This is a genomic window from Paenibacillus sp. W4I10 (assembly GCF_030816325.1).
GTDB classification, from domain to species: Bacteria; Bacillota; Bacilli; order Paenibacillales; family Paenibacillaceae; genus Paenibacillus; species Paenibacillus amylolyticus_B.
Genome location: NZ_JAUSXX010000001.1, coordinates 2463627 through 2484102 on the forward strand (window position 1 = coordinate 2463627; position 20476 = coordinate 2484102).

Below are 20476 nucleotides of genomic sequence, written 5' to 3' on the forward strand. Positions count from 1 at the left end.
ATCCGTACTGTGTGAACGGTTAATTTTTTATTAAGCAAAGCTAAAGAGGTGACAGGTTTCATGAATATCCGCGAATGCCCACTACCTGGTATCGGAGTTAAGTACCAGTTTGATACAAAGGGCGGCCATCAGTTAGTCATTATTGTGCATGAGGACGGACGCCGTGAATTATTCTCCGTTGATCCACAAGACAACGAAGAACTCACTCTGATTGCAGATTTGGAAGATGACGAATGCGTAACCCTCTCCGGGTTAATCGGAGGCTGGTCGTAAATTACAGAATAACCTGTACCTTGAATTTCAAGGCGCAGGTTATTTTTCTGTTACGTTACCCTTTGAGAGCGAATATACGGAACCCATGTATTTAATACGCGGCTAATCTCCGTGGAATGAAACGGTTTGCTGATAAAGTCCTGCATCCCGCATTTCAGACACTCCTCACGGTCACCGGCGCCTGCAAAAGCTGTAATCGCTGCAATAACCGGTATGTCTGGGTGGCTCTGTCTGATGTGGCAGGTCGCTTCAATCCCATCCATAACTGGCATTTGAATATCCATAAACACCAGGTCATATTGAACCTTGTTCAATGAATCGACGGCCTGTGCACCATTCTCAACGATATCACAGACTCCGCCAAACTTGCGCAGCATCTCCTCCAACAGATGACTGTTGACCGCTTGATCCTCAGCAATCAAAATTTTGATGTCATGGGCAAGACTAGCTCGATCCAATTGCAATTCCTCATTCGTGGTAATTTCAATCGGGTCATTACTTTCCTCTAACCACCGCTCCACTACGAGGGTAAACTGGAATTCTGCTCCCTCACCGATCTCACTCTGTACGCCAATCGCTCCGCCCATTAATTCCACCAGTTTTTTGCTGATCGCAAGGCCCAGACCTGTCCCGCCAAACTTACGATTGATGGCCGGATCAAGCTGTGAGAAGGATTGGAACAATTGATGCTGCTTTTCTATTGGAATGCCAATCCCTGTATCTCTCACCTTAAAGGTCAACATCAGGTTATCCTGACCATGCTCATCTGAGAAATCAGCACCTACGCTTACCATAATACGGCCCTGCTCTGTGAATTTAACGGCATTACCCACCAAATTAATCAAAATCTGCCGGATTCGTGTCTCATCCCCTCGAATGCGTTCAGGAATGTGATCCGACATTTCACAATAGAGTTCAATATTTTTCTCTGAGGCCTTCAGTGCAAACAGCTCGATCACCCCACCCAACATCGCCTTAATATCTACAGGTGCGCGCTCAAGATCCATTTTGCCTGCTTCGATTTTGCTGAAATCCAGGATTTCGTTCAAAATGTACAAAAGGGATTCGCCGCTATCAATCATGATTTCCGCAAAACCTTTCTGTTCATCATCCAGCTCGGTTTCCATTAACAGATGGGCCATGCCCATAATGCCGTTTAATGGCGTACGAAGCTCATGACTCATGATGGCGAGAAACTCGGACTTTGCTCGGTCTGCATGCTCTGCTGCTTCCTTGGCACGTATGATGTCCTTAACAGATGTCATATCACGGAAAACCAACACTGCTCCGCGGGTTCTACCCTGATCCATAATCGGCTTCAATTGGAACTCCGCCAGGAAACTAGATCCATCCTGTCTCCAGAATACGGATTCGGTACGCGGCAGACCTCGCCCCTCACGAACAGCCTGTAGAATTGGTGTATCCTTGGATGGATAGGGAATGCCTTCGCTCTGCATTTGGATCATCATCTGCTCTAATGGTTTGCCATTCAATTCACTTGGACAGAAGTTCATAATCTCCGCAGCGGCCGGATTGGCAAAGTTCAGATTCCCTTCCAGGTCCAGTCCAATAACACCCTCAGACATGCCATTTAAAATCAATGCCCGTTCATAACTAAGATTCTCGATTTCCTCGACGTAACGTTTGGACTCTGTAATGTCACTCGTAATCCCGTAGACCCCAACAACTTTGTCCTCAAGTATAATAGGAACATTAATCACATTTGTTTCAATTCGCTGCCCATTTTTGTGAATTAAACCTATCTCGTAGCTCTGTGCATTGCCCTTCACCGTTTCCTCAAAATGATAGCGAGTCTTCTCCAGATCCACAGGATCAATGAGGTGATCAAAAGGCCGACTCAGCAGCTCCTCCTTCGTGTGTCCTGTCAACTGTTCCTGACCCATATTGGCTTTCAGCAGATTGCCTTCCAGATCAAGAGAAGCCACACCTAGGGGATTACAGTCAAATAACGATCTGTACTCCTGCATGCTTAACTGTTGTTGCTGGCTGGCTGTGATATCCCGGGTTACAGCGACCATCTCCATTAATTCACCTGAATCGTCATATACATAGTGCGTAATCGTATCTGCCCATACCGTAGATCCATCCTTATGTAACAGGCGATAATTGATCCGTTTGGGAGCCAGACCCTTTCTCTGCTCTTCTACGTACGCTTCAACCAAAGTCACATCCTCCGGATAAATAACGAATGTTCCTGGCTTACCTATAATTTCTTCTGGCTCATAGCCCAACATGCTTTTACATGCATTGGATACATATTTAAATGTACGACTAGAATCGGCATCATGTATTGCAATCAGGTCTAGTGAAGACTCCGCCAGCAGGCGAGAGATGCGACTGCTCTCTTCCAATTGCATATGTTGCACGATGAGTATTTGCTCTGCATCTTTTTGTTTCGTAATATCAGCAGCTTGTACCAGCAAATACAAGGGCTCACCATTCGTTTCATCCCTAACAATGCATGCTCTAATGGTTGCCCATAATAACGAACCGTCCTTTCGTTTCAGACGAACCTCCGTCTCGTACATCGGACTTGTTTCATGAGTCATTTCCCAGAACTTGCTGCGGAATTCCTCCATATGCAGATCTTCTTCGTAGATCATATGTATGACCGAAGTATCGATCAGTTCATCTTCACTGTATGCAAGCATCTCGCAAAATGCAGGATTAAGCTGCAACCACCGTCCATTTACATGCGATGCGACAGCAATGCCGATTGGTGCGTGCGTATACAATTGTTCGAACAGAGATCGGCTCTCTGTAATGGATTTCGACATTACATGTCCTCCTTTATAAGAATCTGAATGTATTCCGTATGAATAGATCGACCTGAACATAACTTCATCTATAGAGTACTACCCCAAATGTCATGATTGATAAACGAGATCGGATAAAATTGCTGCATGAATCGACATTTTTAATTTTGGATGCTGACAACTTTCATTATGTACATACCAATTCGAACACATCACGTCATATACTACACAATACCCGTGCTCTCCCGATTATACAATGTTGAATATTCGAATAGGAACGGAGGTTATGGATCATGATCATTGTCGCAAATCAACCCGCCCTGCTGAACCGCTCGGAATGGTCTGATTTTGAATGGTATTGGTTACAGCAACTACAGGATCGTCCTACAAGGTATGTATACCAATCCATGGATCATCTTCGATTTGAATGGGACTTGAGGGGCTCTCTCGTGGATGCAGCGGAAGGATTGGATCGAAGCGGGGTGAGTTTTGCATCCTTTGAAAAATCCAGATGTAATCCTGCCTACTGGAATCGTAATGCAGAGGGTGGGTTTGAGCTAAAATCGAACGTGACACCCGCCGACGGCATCCGGGATATCTGGAGGAATGGGCACTTATATGCCTTTGAATGTGCAACAGCCACAGTCATTGTGCTGTATGGTGGCGTGCTGGGAAGCATTCGCGAAGACGCCTTTAATTCCCTGTTTCGAAATCTGTTACTCTTTGACTGGCATTATGACAGTGACCTGCGATTAACCGAAAAAAACGGTAGCGAAACCGCCCTGCCAGGAGATGTGCTGTATTTCAAAAATCCGGATGTTTCTCCGGAAACCCCCGAGTGGCAGGGAGAGAATACGTTCATGCTGCGTGAGAACTGGTATTATGGTCATGGCATTGGTATTGCACGCGGCGAAGAAATTATACGTACCCTGAATCAGTTCCGCGTTCCAGGTAGCCGGGTCTCCGCCTACTTAATGGATATGGTGATCTATCCGGACTTCTTTTATTTATCCCGATTCGCCAAAAACAGCCAGAATAATATGGCCGCTGGTTCCACGCCTGTATTACCTGGGCAGTTATATGTACGTCTTGGTGGCAGCCGTTATTTACGCAGCTGAACTACTGGAACAGAAACGGCTTTTGCATTAAATTGCACGACACCTCAATCCAAGTGATGACAAACAAGCCCAATACAGCAGCAGTTAGCCTGCCACCTCATTGGGCTTTCTTTACATCCAAAAGATCATTACTGTATCGACATTCCTTACCTTTGTGCTACATCGAGGATCGCTCCTGGTGGTTTACGCATTAGGGTCCAGTTGCACAACAACCTGTTTACCACTTACCTGAACACCTGTCGTTTTGCTACCGAATTCAGCTAGCGATTTGCTCAGTTGCTCAGCCCACTCCTTGCCTGCAACTCCTTCTTTGGCTCCATGCACCTGGATGACGAGTTTTACCGAATCACCCTTCTTCAGAATGCGCTCCGCTTGAGACTGCTTCGTATCCCGGTCATGATCCTCCATCGCAAGGTTCAAGCGAATTTCCTTTACTTTACGTTTATCGGGGGATTTACTCGCTTTTTTCTTCGCCTGCTGCGCTTCCGCTTTGGCCGCTCCAGCTCCAATCAGCTTGCATGGCGGTGGACTTGTCATCAAGGACAAGCACACCAGATCTACTTTATGCTGCTTCGCAAGTAGAAGTGCTTCCTGCGTGGACATGACACCCAGATCTTCACCATTCAGGCCGGTCAGCTGCACTTCGGCTGCTTTGATCTTTTCATTTTTGATCATGATTCTTCCTCCTCTACATCAAAAGCCTGTCCTGACCATTTACGGATCAGAGCAGGCTAGGATGGTGTTGCTGGTTATTTGTAATACTTATCAGCGAACAAATACGCCAATCGGTTTGATTTACAGCGTGTTGAATGCTTCCGTCAGAACCGGTACAATTTGTGATTTGCGTGATACTACGCCTTTCAAGAGCGCTCTGCTATCAGACAGCGTCACATTGTAGGCTTTCTCCACAGCTTTAGTGGATGTACCATATGCCAGAGCTACGGAATCGTTGTTCAGAATGTCTGTTACGACAAATACAAACAGGTCGAGACCTTTGCTGGAAATGATTGCTTCAATGGCTGCTTCAAGCTCAGGTTGCTTCACGAGAACATCATTCACGTCAACGGCATTAACCTGTGCAATTTCCACTTTGGATTGACCCATTACGAATTCTTTGGCATCCAGGGAAATTAGTTCAGCAATTGTTTTTTGGCTCAGATCGGCTCCGGCTTTCAGCATGTCCAGACCATAGCTGTCTGCATCTACACCAGCAATGGCAGCCAGTTCACGTGCAGCGGCTACGTCCTGCTCTGTGCAAGTCGGGGATTTGAACAACAGTGAATCGGAGATAATGGCAGACAACATCAAGCCAGCAATCGGCGCACTCACTTCGATGCCATTTTCTTTGTACATTTTATTCAAAATGGTTGCTGTACAACCTACAGGCTCTGCACGGAAATACAGAGGTCCGCTTGTCTCAAAGTTAGCAATACGGTGATGGTCGATAACTTCAACAACAGTTACTTCCTCAATATCGCTTACACTTTGCTGACGCTCGTTGTGGTCAACCAGAATAACTTTGTTTACTTCATTTGCAGCGGTTTTAATCAGACGTGGTGCTGCAATTTTGAATTGATCCAGTGCAAACTGGGTTTCACCATTGACTTCGCCGAGACGAACTGCTTCAACGTCCTGACCCAATTTTGTTTTGAGATCCGCATAGGCGATTGCCGAACAGATCGTATCCGTGTCGGGATTTTTGTGACCGAAGATTAACGCTTTTTCCATATTCATAGCCCTCCGTCAATTCTGATTTAGAATAATACATGTCATATTTTAATCATACCCTACTGATTATAGCGCTTATAAGGCTTAATTCCAATCCCTTTACAGCGAATTAATTGCAAATCATTCTCAGGCAAGTCATTTTGGAAAATAGCTAAACTTGGTTCATTCCCCTCAAGTCGATATGATATGTATCCTATTTATTCCATCGTACAACCTTATAAATTAGCATAGGAAATCTGATGCGCAACGAAAACATTAAATCTCAGGCTCTTCCGCGCTCTGCCCTTGCCGTACAAAAAAGGTCTGTAGACTGCCGTCTTCGCTAATCTCCAGCAGGTTCAATTGTGCTCCGTAGGCACAACCACCATCAATGCCAATTTTGTCTCCGCTCGGGTCAAACCAAATGCCTGTCTCATCATGCAAATGCTTCACGGGGGTGTGTCCAAATACGACCGTCTCTCTAATCGTCGTTGGTCTGGAATAGAATGATTCACGAATCCAAATAAAGTCCCGCTCGGACTGGCTTCTCCAATCCTCGATATCCGGGTTGATCCCGGCATGCACAAAAATATAACCCGGAATTTCGTACACCAGCGGAAGCTGTTCCAGAAAACGAAGATGGTGTTCATAGTGTGTACGTATCCACTTTTTGGCTTCAGCATAAGCTTCCCAATCGATCTGTTGCTCATTATAAGTAAGCTCCAGATCCAGATAACTTGCCATCGTCTGTAGTCCGCCATTACGAATCCAATGTTGATCATATTGCTCAACATCCTGGGTTAACGCCTTGACCATCATGGCATCGTGATTGCCTTTGATCACCATAATATGGTGCTGTTGCTGAAGCTGCATGATCTGTTCGATGACCTGTTTGCTGCTTGGACCGCGATCCACATAATCACCGAGTAAAATCAATTCATCCTGCTGCGGATTATAATCTGCAAGCTTAAGCAGTGCATTAAATTCATCGTAACAGCCATGAATATCACTAATGACACATCTGCGCATGTGAATCTCTCCTCTCCCTGATCACGCAAGAGTATAACCGGAACCTTGCAAGAGCAAGATTCCAGTCTGTTCAGAGTAGTTATTCCCGCTTGCTCACCATTAGTCCTGCTTGAGTCCAAAGGCTTCTGCAATCAAGCCAAATGAGCGCAGACGTGCTTCAAACGAATGAACCGCTGATGCAATAATGACTTCATCTGCTTCATGGCGTTCTGCCATTGCGGTAATTTTGTCTTTCACCTGATCTGGTGTTCCCACGATGGAAAAAGAACGACGTTGACGGATCTGTTCCATCTCCATCGCTGTGTATGGATAGTTGTTTACCGTCTCCAGAGATGGGAAGGAACTTTGTTCAAGACCTCGTCCAAGGCGTAAGAAGAAAAGTTCATTGCTGCGCGCAAGTTCAGCCGCTTCTTCCTCTGTCTCCGCGCAGAATGCCGAGACAGCAATCATTGAATGTGGTTTGTCATTCAGGATGGACGGCTTGAAATGTTTGCGGTAATGCTTCATTGCTTCTTCGCCGCCTGGTGTACCGAAGAATTGGGCAAACGCATAGGACGTCCCTTGTGCCGCAGCAATTCTTGCACCTTCAGAGCTGGAACCCAGCAACCACACTTCTGGTACCGTGGGAACCGATGGTCCGGCTACCAGAGATGCAAACCGATGATCCTCAGGCAACTGCTCGTGGAAGTATCCGCCCAGATCCGCGATCTGTTGCGGAAAAAATTGTACATTCGATGATTTCCCTTCATTCAGAGCTCTGCTGGCAATCGGCATGCCGCCTGGTGCTCTGCCAATCCCCAGGTCAATCCGCCCCGGATGCAGAGCTTCCAACAGACGGAAATTCTCTGCAACCTTATAAGCACTATAATGAGGTAACATAACGCCACCGGAACCTACGCGAATTCGATCCGTATGTGCAGCTACATGTGCAATCATAACTTCAGGACTGGAGAAAGACAGCGCACCACTACCGTGATGCTCCGACATCCAGAAACGGGAGTACCCCAATTGATCCGCATGTTGTGCGAGTTTCACCGTTTCCTGTAACGTATCCTGTACACTTCGTCCTTCATTGATATGTCCGTGTTCGAGTACACTCAGTTTCATATATATTCAATCCTCTCGTCTGTTAGGTTCATAAGAACTGTGAATATGAGATCTGCGAATATTACGCGCTTTTGCTCACTTCATTCTTGCTCATTCCATTGTAACATTAATTATTACAGTTTCAAACTTTAGTTATTCTCTTTATTACCACACTTGTGCAAGAAACATGCAAAAAACGCCACCAGCTTTTGAACTGGTGACGTTTTTGATCTGACCTATTGCAGAAAAATTGATTTATGGTGCACGTTTCGGTAACAACTTCACATACTCATCAGACAGTTTCATCAGGCTGAGCACATGTTCATAATCGGCACGATACGGTTCCAAATCCGTTACCGGCTCGTATGTCTTCAGCGAATAGGCTGTTCCATCGTCAAAGCCCGCACCCGGGATAAACATAATGTCATCGTTGACAAATGAACCCGTCGGCAAGTAATACCGGATACCGAAGGCATTGTGGTCCATGTTGAGCAGATCATGTCCGAAGGCAGTGAACTTCTCATCTTGAAGGGAAACACCCATCAGATTCATAATCGTTGGCAACATATCCAACTGACCGCCTGGCTGCTCAATCAGTTGCCCTTTGGTCTGTTTCGGCGTATGAATCATTAACGGAATGTTGAATCGACTTACTTTACCGTCATAAGGGACGCCCAGATTGGCCTGAATCTGCTGTGTAATCTCTTCGTCAGCTGGCAGACCAAAGTGGTCTCCGTAGAGCACTAAAGTAGTGTTATCCCATAATCCGTTCGCCTTCAATTCATTGATAAGTTGACCGATGGCATAGTCCGTATAGTTGATCGCTTGCAGATAATCGTGAAGCAGTTTGTTCGTGATGGTCGCTGGAATCGTGATCCGTGCACGATCAGCGGGAACCGTAAACGGCGAGTGGCTCGATGCCGTAATGAACTGAGCGTAGAACGGCTGATTTGCAGCCTGATGCGCAGTCATTTTTTCCATACCTACACGGTACAACTCTTCATCCGATGGCCCAAAGTCATTGAATCTGTCATTTTTGAAGCTGGGCTTGTCGAAGTAACGAGTGAATCCGAGTGCCGGATACATCTTGTTCCGGTTCCAGAAGGTGACGTCATTGACGTGGTACGTCTCGGACTCATATCCCTCTTTTCCTAATAACTTGGGAAGACTCGGCAGTTCACGGTCACTATACCCTGCTGACATGGGAACAACTCCGGTTGGATAGATAGACGTGTTCGACATGAACTCCGCGTCTGATGTGTTTCCCTGTCCGATCTGTTGGAAAAAATGAGAGAAATAATAGCTTTCTTTGGCCAGATCATTCAGTACCGGTGTTAACTCCTGACCGTCTAATGAAGCATTAATCGGGAAATTCTGAAAGGACTCCAGTTGCAGTACAATCAGATTACTACCTTTGGCCTGACCAAAATATTTGGCTTTCACGGCTGTACCATCACTTGGTTTATCCTGATACGGATACTTGCTAACCAGCTCATTGATCTTGGCAATCGTTTCGTTAATGTTACCATTCGCAATGGCCTCATTCTCTTTGCTCGTCAGAATCGCAGACGATACCTGGTAGTTCAGGAAGCCGAGATTCTCCGCCCGAACCAGCTCATTATCAATCGTTTCACCTTTGACAATAAAACTGCCAGACAGCACGATGCAGAATGCAGCGGTAAGCGCAACGCCGAGTTTGCCCCAGTAACGTCTGCGAATTCTACCAAACGTCAAACCGCTATCGCGGTAACTGGTGTGGTTGCGCCCGCCAGCACGTCTGCGCATAATCAACCATATTGGCAATGCCAGTACGATGTCTGCAAAAAACAGAAAGTGCTCCGGTCGTACCAGTGGTCCGATACTTCCCCTTACTTGGGCAACTTGCCCCAGCTCACTTAGCGCGGTATAGGTGGGTACCGAACTGAAATGAACGTTATACAGCGTAGCCGCGAACAGCACCAGAGAAAACAGAACATTAAATCCTCCGTATACTGCTCGCTTCCAGCCTTTGGGCACGATCAGATCCAGCAGGCACACCACAGTTAGTGCGCCTAATGCGTCAGTTAACAGACCGATGCCGGACAGACCCTGGAAAAAGAAATACCGCAGCAGTGACAACTTCAGCAGCATAAGAATGAATAACACGGCGAATAAGGTCCGTGATGTAGTTCGGTCATTTTTGGAATTATACATGGTCGCTTTCAACCCTTACCCTGAAATTTTACGTTCATTTTACAAAACGCATATTTCAGTATAACAGTTTTCTGGTTGCTATTCCATGGAAGTTCCGTGTAGGACAGGGTGAGCGTTACGCAATTGTAGATATATCCGTGTTCTGCGTGTCTGCTCCCTCTCTCTGTGCCTTAATGGCTGCTTGTGCAGCAGCAATTCGTGCATAAGGGATCTGTTCAGGCAAACAGCTTACGTAATCCAGACCAATGCGGTGGCAGAACGTAATCGACTCCAGATCTATAACATTTTCTCCACAGATCCCTGTCTTCAGATGAGGTTTTCGAATTCGACCTTGGACTACCGCCATCTCGATCAGTTGTCCGACTCCCTCAATGTCCAGCACATGAAATGGGTTATTTGTTACTGTACGGGAATCCGTATCACGTTGAAGGAGAAGGAGCCGCTTCTCAGCTTCATGACGACTATATCCAAATGTCATCTCTGTCAGCTCATCCGTGCCAAACGAGAAAAAGTCAGCCTGGCGAGCAATGTGAGTCGCCGTCAGCGCCTCTCTCGGAGCTTCGATCATCGCCCCCACTCTATAGAGACAATGCCGCTTCTCCTCACCAAGCACTTGGTCAGCCACATGATCCACCAGATCTCTCATCACCTGAAGTTCATGCACATGACCGATCTGTGGGATCATAATCTCGGGACGTACCCACCAGCCTTGCCGGATGCCTTTCACCGCTGCGCGGAAAATCGCTTCCAGCTGCATATCAACGATTTCCGGGAACACCGTACTCAGACGACAAGAATGTTGCCCCAATGTCGGATTATGTTCATGCAATTCACTGACTCTGCGAATTACGCGCTCCAGTTCCTCCAGTTCAACCTGATGGTCTTTTTGCTCCTGCCACTCCTCTGCTTGTAACCACTCGCGCCGTTTCTCCAACACTCCCAGATCCGGTAACAGTTCATGCAACGGTGAATCGAGCAAACGTATCGTTACCGGGTATCCATCCATCGCTTCGAATATTTGTTCAAAATCAGACTGCTGCATCGGCAACAGACGCTCCAAACCACGCCTGCGTTCAGATTCACTGTCTGCCAAGATCATTTTTTGTACAAATGCTAACCGCGCAGGTGATAACAGCATGTTCTCCGTCCGGCACAGACCTATTCCCTCGGCCCCTTGTAGCCGTGCTGTCATGGCATCCTGTGGATGATCTACATTGGCCAGTACCTTCAGCTCTTTCACTTCATCAGCCCAATTGAGCAGTAGTTGCAGATCTGATGATAAAAGTGGATTTGAGTTGTTATAAGCTGGACATTCATCATTAGTTACTGGCTGGATCTGTATGGGTAGATGTCCATTGCTCACTTCTCTGTTAGAATCTGTGTAGTATTGCTTCAACACTTCCGTGATATGCCCAGTTTCAATGCGTAACAATGCATCCTCTTTGGTGATGAATCCTTCAAAGACAAAATCCACGGTACTCCTCAGTGTGGCTGTGAAGGATAATCGGGCGGGCTGGGTCTGCACAACATACAACGCGCCGGCAACAATCACAAAGGTGATTTCCTGCACTTCTCCATTACGCGTCTCCAACTGGTCTCCAATCTCCTGCAAACTTGTGTACAGCTCAGGTTCGTCATTCCGTAAACGCTCCAGACCATGATCTGTTTGGCTCGCGTTCCCGGTTGGGACGTATTGTCCAGTGATCCCCCTTTCTCCTGTAAGTGGACTGCGCGTATACATTGTTCCGGTACCACTTGATTCTCCACATTTCCCATGTATCATCGTCTGTATAAGAACAGGAGCGCTTTGCTCCGAAGAGATGTAATATGATTTACGCACGATCTCGTCCTGTGAACTGGATGCTTTAATACGCTGTGAATGATATACCGCACGTACTGCTTCTTTGAATTGAATTTGAACATCTTGAGGAAAAGGGTTACGCCCCTTCGCTTCAATTAAATATTTAAATTGTGTAATGGTTAATTCAAGTTCCGTTTCATCCCGATCCTTGACATGACTCGATATTTCTGTGAAAAATTCAGACGGAATTGCATATACCAGCTGTCCATATTCCTCTAAGTAATCTAAATAACATTGGAGTGCATACAACCGATCACCGGTTTGACGTGCGAGTCCTTCCACTGTAACATCATTCAGACCAACATTGAGTAGTGATCGTGTCGCAGTTGCTGATGCTCGATCCTGGTCCGTACGTACCGCGAGTAGTAGCGGGTTCTCCGAATGTCCGAAGAACTTCCCGGTTTGCTGTTCCAGATGCCGGATCGCGTTAATCATCTCTTCCTCTCCTTCACCGGAAAGATGTCCAAGACGGGTACAGAACTCGCGACAGCATTCCGTTGTGACTACAAATCCGGCTGGGACAGACCACCCTGCAAGGATTAGTTCTGCAAGATCAGCCCCTTTACTGCCCATTAGCCCTTTCATCTCTGCCGTACCTTCTTCCAACAGAATTACCCGTTTTGTCATTACAGCTCTCCCATCCGCCATTCATGGCTATGCTTGAAGACTTCAATCCCTGCGTTACAGATCAGCCTTCATTCTAATGGTATGTCACAATCGTTCAGTCAAGGACATCCGCTTTTGCATTTTGTGCTCGTTATCCTGTTTTTTTGTAAACGCTACACTAAAATAAGATGAAACAAGCCTTTCTGGTAATTGTATTGGCTCATTCATCACTGTGAAGCAAAAAGAAGCCCCTCTAGCCTAAGCTGAAGGAACTTCACATTTTTTAGTATTCACTTACCTCAAACGTCAGCACCCGATCAAACAGGATATAATCCTTCCGACTCAAAGGTCCTTTGTTATTGTCGTGTTTATTGATCGCATACGAAGCTTTTCCGCTTCCCGCTTGCTTGGCTTCATACCAGTCGATGAAATCATTTACTTCTTTCATGCTTAGGTCGAATTCTGGAATTTTTATTTTTTTATTGGATATTGAAAAAGCCCAAGAAGAATAAATCTCTCCTTGCGCTCCTAAATTGTAAATTAATGAATTTCCTATTCCCATTCACCTGTTTTGATGTAAGTTGCATCATAAGCAACAATTACATTCGTTTTATCTGTTACCTTTTGTACATCATCGACCACAACTTCTTCTTCGCCGTAATCTACTAAACTCGAATCAACTTTTTCGAAGATCCCACAATCCTTCACATAAATTACATCTGGATGGTTAGAATCATATCGTAAGCTCTCAGGAAGATCTTCACCCGAAATTTCATGCGATTCGGCGACCGCAGTCGTCGATATTGCTGTAACAGGAATCATCCCAATAACAGCTACTACTAAAAGTAAAGCCCAGATTTTTTTCCGCATAGGAAGTTCCTTTCTTCAATTCTATTTTTCCTATATTATACATTAAAATGGATTGTTATAATATTTTCCCTCAAGCCATAAACCGCAGAATATCCTCAATCTTCTTCCCATGAGAGATCACACCGTAATTCATCCACGACATGAAATCCACTTCGTACACATTGCCACTCTTCACCGCAGGCAGGCGTTTCCATTCGTCCCTGTCAAGCAGTTCGCGCTCATCTCCAGGCTTGGCAGAATTTCCAGTGTCAAATGTAATCAACAAGTGATCCGCATTAAGTTGACTTAACTGCTCCAATCCAATGGAAATCCTCCGCTCGTGTCTTGTCCATTGCTGCACACGGGAATGCGGAATCAATCCAAGATCCTGATAAATTACAGGGCCAACGTAACCCTGCTGGTCCCCATAGAGAGTAATATCAGAAGCAGATATACGCAAAAAAGCTACTGTTTGACCACGCATATGACGTGCTAACCGACTCTTAGCTTCCATTGCCTTGTCCTCATACGCACCAATTACATCTTGAACCCGATTCACCTTCCCTAACACATCGGCTGTCGATCTTAAAATGGAGCGCCAGTCCTCTCCCAGATGATCTACGTAAAATGTAGGTGCTACCTGCTCGAAACGGTCCAGATTCCATCGATCATATCCCTTGTTCAGCATGATAAAGTCCGGTATATTGCCCACATTAAATTGAGCATCCTGTTCGCTTACATCGAATTCGGGTACATCATCCAATCCCAAATAATGCTGTCTCCCCCAAGAATGATGGGAGCATTGCAGTACAGGTTTTACGCCAAGAGCCAACACAAAGTCCTCCAGATACGGAGCAAAGACACGAACCTCTTGACGGTGATGACGGCGGTATAACCCAGGTGAAATACCAGCATATTGCTTAAATCGGCGGCCAAAATAATACTCGCTGCTAAATCCCACATTCTGTGCAATTTCATGGATGCGATCATCCGTCAGCTGCAATAGTTGCTTTGAGCGTTCAAGCCGAACCGCATTTACATATTCAAGCGGGAGCTTACCCGTAATTTTTTTGAATTGCCGAGTGTAGCTGGCTCTTGTTAGACCAATATCTGCTGCGAGCTCATCCACGGTTATGGTCTGATCATAGTGGTCGCCAATATAACGAATTGAACTTTGAAGACGGGCACGGTCATCGGGTACTTCTGTTTCGGGGGCACTCTGGCGAAGCAAGGCACGGAACCACTCCTGGAAACGAAGCTGTACCTCCCATTGCTCCAGCCAATCGCCAGTGACCTGTTGACGCAGTATTTGTTCCAAGGCTTCCAGACAGGAACTCCACGGACTGTAACTGAGTTGCATAAGAGGTAATAATGTCGGAAAATCTGGACTTTGGGAAAGTTCCTGCTGCTCCTCCGTGTTTCTTCTAGACAAAGCGTTCGAAGTCTCTTCTTTCAACTCAGCCACCATCAGATCAAGCTTATAATACTGCAATTCACTTTCTGTCCAAGGAGAGCCTTCTATCTTAATGGATGTTCCAGCAGGAACAAACATAATCATTCCTTTTTGCAAATGATGAGATTCCTGATCTAAGCAAACTATTGAACCTTTCCCAGACGTTATAACAAATATAGAGTGGGAGGACGACATCCTGTATAACAAACGTTTATCGATATGAGATTGATGGTGATCTACGTATTCCATATGCTGAAGTGAGCATAGCCAGGGCTTGGGGATTAGTTGTATTATGGTGTGGCACATGTTCATCGTCCTTAACTGAGAATTATTATCATTTAAAATAGTGTATACGAAAAAAGAAAGCTCTTCAACCCTGACTGAAGAACTTTCTTTCTTATGGGATTATTCTTATGGAGTCATTTTTCCCAAGAGATCATCAATTTTCATGGAATTTGCTGTAATCGCACCTGATTGCCATTGTGATCTTTCCATGATGTACACTTGATTGTTCTTAACGGCCGGAAGAGATTTCCACAATTTGCTGTCAAGTACCTTCAAGGCTTCCTTGTTCTCGGGAGATGACCATTCTCCATTGGAAGGGAACACAATAAGATTATCTGCATCAAGTTGCGGCACGGCCTCTTCAGACAGAATTTCCTGGTATTCTTCCATCTTGTTAACCAGAGGATGAGGTGTTAGGCCAAGCTCGGAATAAATAAATCCGGTAAATCGATTTTTCACACCGAACAACGCCAGTGTGTCATCGTTAACATTCAGCCGGACAACTGCGACAGTCTCGTCTCCAACCGCTTCCTGCAACTTCGCCTTAGCATCTGCAATCTTGGCCTCAAATGCCGCAGCAACTTCTTCACCCTTGTCCGGTTTACCTACAACATCGGCAATGGTTTTCAAAATTTGATTGGAATCCTGCAATACGCTCTCAGGCAAGCGATACGTCGGTGCCACCTTGGAATACATCTCATATTTCTCCATATCTACCCCACCATCTACAATGATGAGATCCGGATCATACTCCAACAAAGCTTCAATACTTCCCGTAGTATCAAATTTCGGAACATCCAGTCCTAAATAATCCTGTACACCCCACATCGGGTTATACCACTGCACTACAGGTGTAATATCGAGCGCCTTCAGATAATCTTCCACATATATTCCAGCAATCCGCTGTGGTTGAACCGGAATCGTCACATCTCCAAATTCATCCTGTACAACCCGTGTCGCAGGCTCTGTCTCGTTTCCAGAAGTATTTTCTCCAGAAGCTGCACTTTCAGTTTCAGTTGCAGGAGTCTGTTCCGCATTCGTAGCGGTATTTGTACTACATCCTGAAATAACCAGACCCATGAGCAGTAATGTAATCGTCCACCCTTTGAAACCTTTAATTAAACCTACCATGTTACCCTTCACCCCTATGTGATCTGTTGATGTAACCGTGAGAATATTTCACATATAATGATTATCATTCTCATCGATTACTTAGGTGAATTGTACCTTATGCCTCAGCCGACCCACAATGTACATTTGATGCTGTTTTTTTATACAAACGAAAACACCCTTGTTGGTCCTCCCCCCGCTTATCGCAGGGGCAACCTACCTTGTCGATAACTTTCCAACAGTTGATCCACAAAGGAATCATTCGCCGTACCCTGTAACAATGCAGCACCAATTAAACCAATATCATCACTCACATACCCCGCTAACTCAGGTTCGCCGGTGAGAGCCAAGGTCTGTTTGAACGCCTGTTCCCTGCATGCGCGCAGCACCTCTTCTTCAGCCACCGCAGTATCTTGAGCCCACCGTTCAAAAGCTTGCATCCACTCGTCAGCAAATGCAGAGGCATCCCTTTCATCCAGGTAAACTTCCACATCCAATCCTTCGAATGTCTGCTGGGTCAGAATCCGTCCCTCGTTAAGATCCAACAGTAGCTTCTCCACATCCGTTCTGCTCATTGATCTCCCCTCCAGTTCATCATCATGTCAGATACATCTCAGGTATAACAAAACGCTTCATCATTCGATTAGGATCGGCTGTAAAATGATCCAATTGAAGTTCCTCATATTCGCTAAGGATACTTTCAAAGATACGAGCAATCACACCACAATCTGCCAAAGCATTGTGCCTGTGAATTCCATCTGTATTCAGATCGTAATACCGAATCAGAAAATCCGTAGAGACGACCTCGTTAATCTCAGGATGAATGTAAGTGAACATCGCTTTTGTATCCAATACCGGGTTAGTCAACATCGGGAGACCATACTCATCACAATGCCGCTTCAAGATGGGCAGGTCATATTCATATCCGGCTTGTGTCACAAGAACGTTATCACCAATAAATTTCTGAAATTCCTGAAATGCTTCTACGAACGACGGAGCCTCTACCATATCCTCATTCGAAATTCCTGTTAATTTCGCCACAGGTTCTGGTATAGGTTTGTTCGCACGTGTAAGTGAAGAAAATGTTGTATTGCTTTGTTGACCTCTTTGGTAATGCATCGCACCAAATTGTGTCACACTCTCCACCACAGGATTAATGCCCGTCCCTTCGAGATCAAATATGCAGTACATTCTATCCTGTAATGAAGATACGCTTAGATTTTCAATAAAGTATGTATCAGGCAAAAGCGTAATTCTCATCCGTCCAACTCACTCCTCTCCACTATCATTCTGCTAATGCATTTCTCATATATAACTCTGTCACTCCCATAATCGGGTGACCTGGACCAACTTGTGCGTTCCATCAAACTGCAACTTATAGATATCCGGCATCGTAGTCTTCTCCCAGAAATCATAACCGTAGGAAGAATCATAATGTTGTAAAATAAGCGTCATTACATCTCCATGGGTTCCGATGACTACCTTGTGACCCACATGTTTATCCAAAATTTTCTCGATTACCGCTACTGCCCTTGAGCGAGCCTGTTCACCAGACTCCCCACCTGAATACGCATACGTAGGATCACGGTACAACTGCTGCTTGGCTTCACGAAAATTATCATGCTTCACATCCGAACTCGATAACTGGCGTTCGCGCAGATCTTCCTCTGTCACCACAATTCCACCTGACCGATCTGCCAGAATCTGAATCGTATCTACCGCTCGCCTGTAAGGGCTAGAATAGAACAGCTGAATCTGCTCCCCGTGGAGCAGACTGGCAACCGTTCCTGCATCTTGATGACCTTGCTCTGTCAGTCCACGCTCGCGTTCCTGTCCTTCAACATATCGAGACTCCGCATGTCTGACAAAATACAAAAACGTACTGGCCTCACTCATCATCCATCCGCCAATCCTTTTTTCTTTTCAATGACAATCAGGCAGGTACTGTCTGGCAAAGGCGCAGGTTCACCATTTTCCTTCATAAAGATAATTCGTTCTCCAAGTGCTTCCGTATAACCCTCCTGAAGAAAATGTCGGAAAGTAATAATCTCAGCTTGTTCACCCAGCGCTTCTCGAATACAGTTCTCATAGGCTGTCGGCGTGAATATACCGAACTGCTCCTGAATTTCATGCACGTATGCCTCTTCCCCCCACGTATAGGTATAGAGAAATTCCATCGCATCGTTGATCGGCATCTCTACTTCGTTGTCTGAGATCCGTTCATATTGAATTGCACGTCCCTGAAAATCCTCTGCATACCGCTCCAGCCAGCGCATCCCATCCGCTTCCAGGAAACGAATCCGGCGCTTCTGTGCCTCCGGTTCACTCATGATGCCATCCCGAATCAGAATTCTTCCTCCAGGTGACAGTACACGGAACGAACTTCTCAGCGCTGCCACAACTGTATCGGAATTAAATCTTCGACCGTCCAGTTCAATATATGAATATAATTCATGCAGAATGGATGAGAAAATAACTGTATCAACGGTGCCTCGCTGCACATATTGCTCCAGTTGCAGGGCATCGCCCTTCATGACTTGCCAGCGATGTCCCTCGCGCTGCTTTTTGCGCTCCAACGCTTCAATAACATTGGCTGAGATATCGATACCAATCGGCTCCATTTCCGGTTTTTCCTGCTCAATTAGATCCAGTAGAATCCCTCCACCTGGACCGATATCAAGTACCCGTTTACCAACGATATAGTCGAGCAGTACTTTTTTGTAATCACCGGAGCTGTTCATATCGGACAAATACGTTTCTTCGTTGTGGAAGCGGTCATAGGCATCCCGGCGCAATCCGAACAGGTCAAATAACAGCAGTACAGCCTTCTCGTATAACGGCGACTTTTCCGCTTCAATACAGAATGCAATCAGCTTCTCCGCCGCTGGAGAAAATTCAAAGGTCACAAACAGTGTATCCGGCAGATCCGCATGACGCTCAATGCGATGTGTTAGATGGGGATAGACGATCTGCTCCCCTGACGCAATCTGTTCCCACGAATACTGTTCCAAATATTTTTCAATCATTCGTTTCTTGTAAATATTGAGCTTCTTGACGCCCTTGTAGTCGTAATACATCGTATTCATCAATGGTTCAAAGCTGATATGACGAACGATTTCAGATCGACTCCCCATGGATGTGGGATTCATACTCTCGCTGCGAAGCGTCAACAGGAACACTTTCACCATCTCCTGCAACGAAAAATCCTGCATGGCCGACTCCACATACCATAATGTGCGATGAGCCAGCGGAGCCAGCGCCTGTTCTACATCCAGTTCGGTTTGGAGCTTGGCGTACGCCGTATCCATAGCTTCTCCCTGCCGGATGGATGAACTTCTTAAGCGGGATAACCGTTCTTTCACGCTCCAGTCTTCATGAACAGGTCCAGCGATAATCCAGCCTACAATTCGCTGTACCTCAGCCTGAACCTGATTCCATAACGCTGGATCAACACCTGCGATAATGCACTCATTTAATGCCATCAGTATGGTGTGAAGTTCATCTGTAGTAAGCCATCCTTTGAAGATCAAGCCGTGAAGCGGAGCATTCTCGGCAAATGGAATCTCGCCGCGTATGTATTGACCAATAAGTCCATGCGTAGCAATTAGAGTGCGTATAATCTCATGCCTTGGAGTGTGTGTATTCAGCGTATCATGCTCGCTTATATCCGCATTCTTACTTAAGGAATCGCCCGGAGAACCAGGTTGATTTATACTCGTCTCCTTGGTCTTACCGATGTCATTATCCAGGTGCTCTGCGCCTGCGTATAGATCATATAACTGAGCCGACCCCACATTGTGCACAAACAGGTTAACGCCCTTCTTTTGCCATACCCGCCGCTGCTCTAATGATCCGGCCTTCGCCGTCTCTGACCAGATTAATACGTCCTCCAGAATTTCTCGCACCCAAAAAGAAACCTGAAGCTTTTCCAGTACGTGAAGTGTACGCTCGGTGTAGTCCAGTACTGGATTTGTTCCCTCAAGTTCGGCAATGGAATGAATGCGCTCGAGGTTAATATGGGGCTTCTCCGCTGCTGCCAGCAGTTGCAGCCATAGCTGCTGGGCTTCCGGCGTGTTACCTGACTTGTATGATTGTATGGCCTTTAATGAATGCAGCATGAATAAGTCCC

General features: G+C 45.9%; 16 protein-coding genes and 1 pseudogene. 2 read left to right on the plus strand and 15 right to left on the minus strand.

Annotation, left to right across the window (positions count from 1 at the left end; genetic code table 11):
• Positions 1–60 precede the first annotated feature (60 nt).
• Positions 61–273: a cation:proton antiporter regulatory subunit gene (locus tag QF049_RS10745; protein WP_017688899.1), complete on the plus strand. Its 213-nt coding sequence runs from the start codon at positions 61–63 to the stop codon at positions 271–273.
• Positions 274–323: 50 nt separating this feature from the next.
• On the opposite strand, the gene QF049_RS10750 is transcribed toward QF049_RS10745, so the two are convergent.
• On the minus strand, positions 324–3071 hold the full coding sequence (locus tag QF049_RS10750) for a PAS domain-containing hybrid sensor histidine kinase/response regulator (RefSeq protein WP_307537278.1): 2748 nt from the start codon (positions 3069–3071) through the stop codon (positions 324–326).
• Between the two features lie 272 nt (positions 3072–3343).
• Here QF049_RS10750 and QF049_RS10755 point away from each other — a divergent pair, with 272 nt between their 5' ends.
• Positions 3344–4168: a protein-glutamine gamma-glutamyltransferase gene (locus QF049_RS10755; RefSeq protein ID WP_307537280.1), complete on the plus strand. Its 825-nt coding sequence runs from the start codon at positions 3344–3346 to the stop codon at positions 4166–4168.
• Positions 4169–4351: 183 nt separating this feature from the next.
• On the opposite strand, the gene infC is transcribed toward QF049_RS10755, so the two are convergent.
• From infC to QF049_RS10825, 14 genes and pseudogenes are all read right to left on the minus strand, one after another.
• Complete coding sequence (gene infC, locus QF049_RS10760; RefSeq protein WP_091031425.1) at positions 4352–4843, minus strand: translation initiation factor IF-3; 492 nt, start codon at positions 4841–4843, stop codon at positions 4352–4354.
• Between the two features lie 120 nt (positions 4844–4963).
• The gene (locus tag QF049_RS10765) at positions 4964–5896 is read right to left on the minus strand and encodes a manganese-dependent inorganic pyrophosphatase (RefSeq protein WP_076330830.1); all 933 of its coding nucleotides are present in this window, start codon (positions 5894–5896) and stop codon (positions 4964–4966) included.
• A 255-nt stretch (positions 5897–6151) separates the two neighbouring features.
• Entirely contained in the window at positions 6152–6904 is a 753-nt protein-coding gene (locus tag QF049_RS10770; protein ID WP_307537284.1) for a metallophosphoesterase family protein, read from the minus strand.
• Between the two features lie 99 nt (positions 6905–7003).
• Positions 7004–8011, minus strand: coding sequence for an LLM class flavin-dependent oxidoreductase (locus tag QF049_RS10775; RefSeq protein WP_307537286.1), 1008 nt, complete (start codon positions 8009–8011; stop codon positions 7004–7006).
• Positions 8012–8245: 234 nt separating this feature from the next.
• Complete coding sequence (locus tag QF049_RS10780; RefSeq protein WP_307537289.1) at positions 8246–10183, minus strand: LTA synthase family protein; 1938 nt, start codon at positions 10181–10183, stop codon at positions 8246–8248.
• Between the two features lie 115 nt (positions 10184–10298).
• Entirely contained in the window at positions 10299–12671 is a 2373-nt protein-coding gene (locus tag QF049_RS10785) for a putative PEP-binding protein (RefSeq protein ID WP_307537292.1), read from the minus strand.
• A gap of 262 nt (positions 12672–12933) precedes the next feature.
• A pseudogene (locus QF049_RS10790) lies at positions 12934–13113 on the minus strand (Kelch repeat-containing protein); the annotation flags it as partial.
• Positions 13114–13202: 89 nt separating this feature from the next.
• The gene (locus tag QF049_RS10795) at positions 13203–13520 is read right to left on the minus strand and encodes a hypothetical protein (protein ID WP_307537294.1); all 318 of its coding nucleotides are present in this window, start codon (positions 13518–13520) and stop codon (positions 13203–13205) included.
• A 70-nt stretch (positions 13521–13590) separates the two neighbouring features.
• On the minus strand, positions 13591–15069 hold the full coding sequence (locus QF049_RS10800) for an AraC family transcriptional regulator (protein WP_307537296.1): 1479 nt from the start codon (positions 15067–15069) through the stop codon (positions 13591–13593).
• Positions 15070–15363: 294 nt separating this feature from the next.
• The gene (locus QF049_RS10805; protein WP_307537299.1) at positions 15364–16368 is read right to left on the minus strand and encodes an ABC transporter substrate-binding protein; all 1005 of its coding nucleotides are present in this window, start codon (positions 16366–16368) and stop codon (positions 15364–15366) included.
• Between the two features lie 179 nt (positions 16369–16547).
• Positions 16548–16922: a hypothetical protein gene (locus QF049_RS10810; RefSeq protein WP_091016937.1), complete on the minus strand. Its 375-nt coding sequence runs from the start codon at positions 16920–16922 to the stop codon at positions 16548–16550.
• Between the two features lie 22 nt (positions 16923–16944).
• On the minus strand, positions 16945–17607 hold the full coding sequence (locus QF049_RS10815) for a 3'-5' exonuclease (protein WP_307537301.1): 663 nt from the start codon (positions 17605–17607) through the stop codon (positions 16945–16947).
• Positions 17608–17667: 60 nt separating this feature from the next.
• On the minus strand, positions 17668–18246 hold the full coding sequence (locus tag QF049_RS10820; protein WP_307537303.1) for a histidine phosphatase family protein: 579 nt from the start codon (positions 18244–18246) through the stop codon (positions 17668–17670).
• A complete protein-coding gene (locus tag QF049_RS10825; protein ID WP_307537306.1) occupies positions 18243–20465 on the minus strand; it encodes a class I SAM-dependent methyltransferase in 2223 nt (740 codons plus the stop codon). The genes QF049_RS10820 and QF049_RS10825 overlap by 4 nt, the downstream gene beginning before the upstream one ends.
• Positions 20466–20476 lie beyond the last annotated feature (11 nt).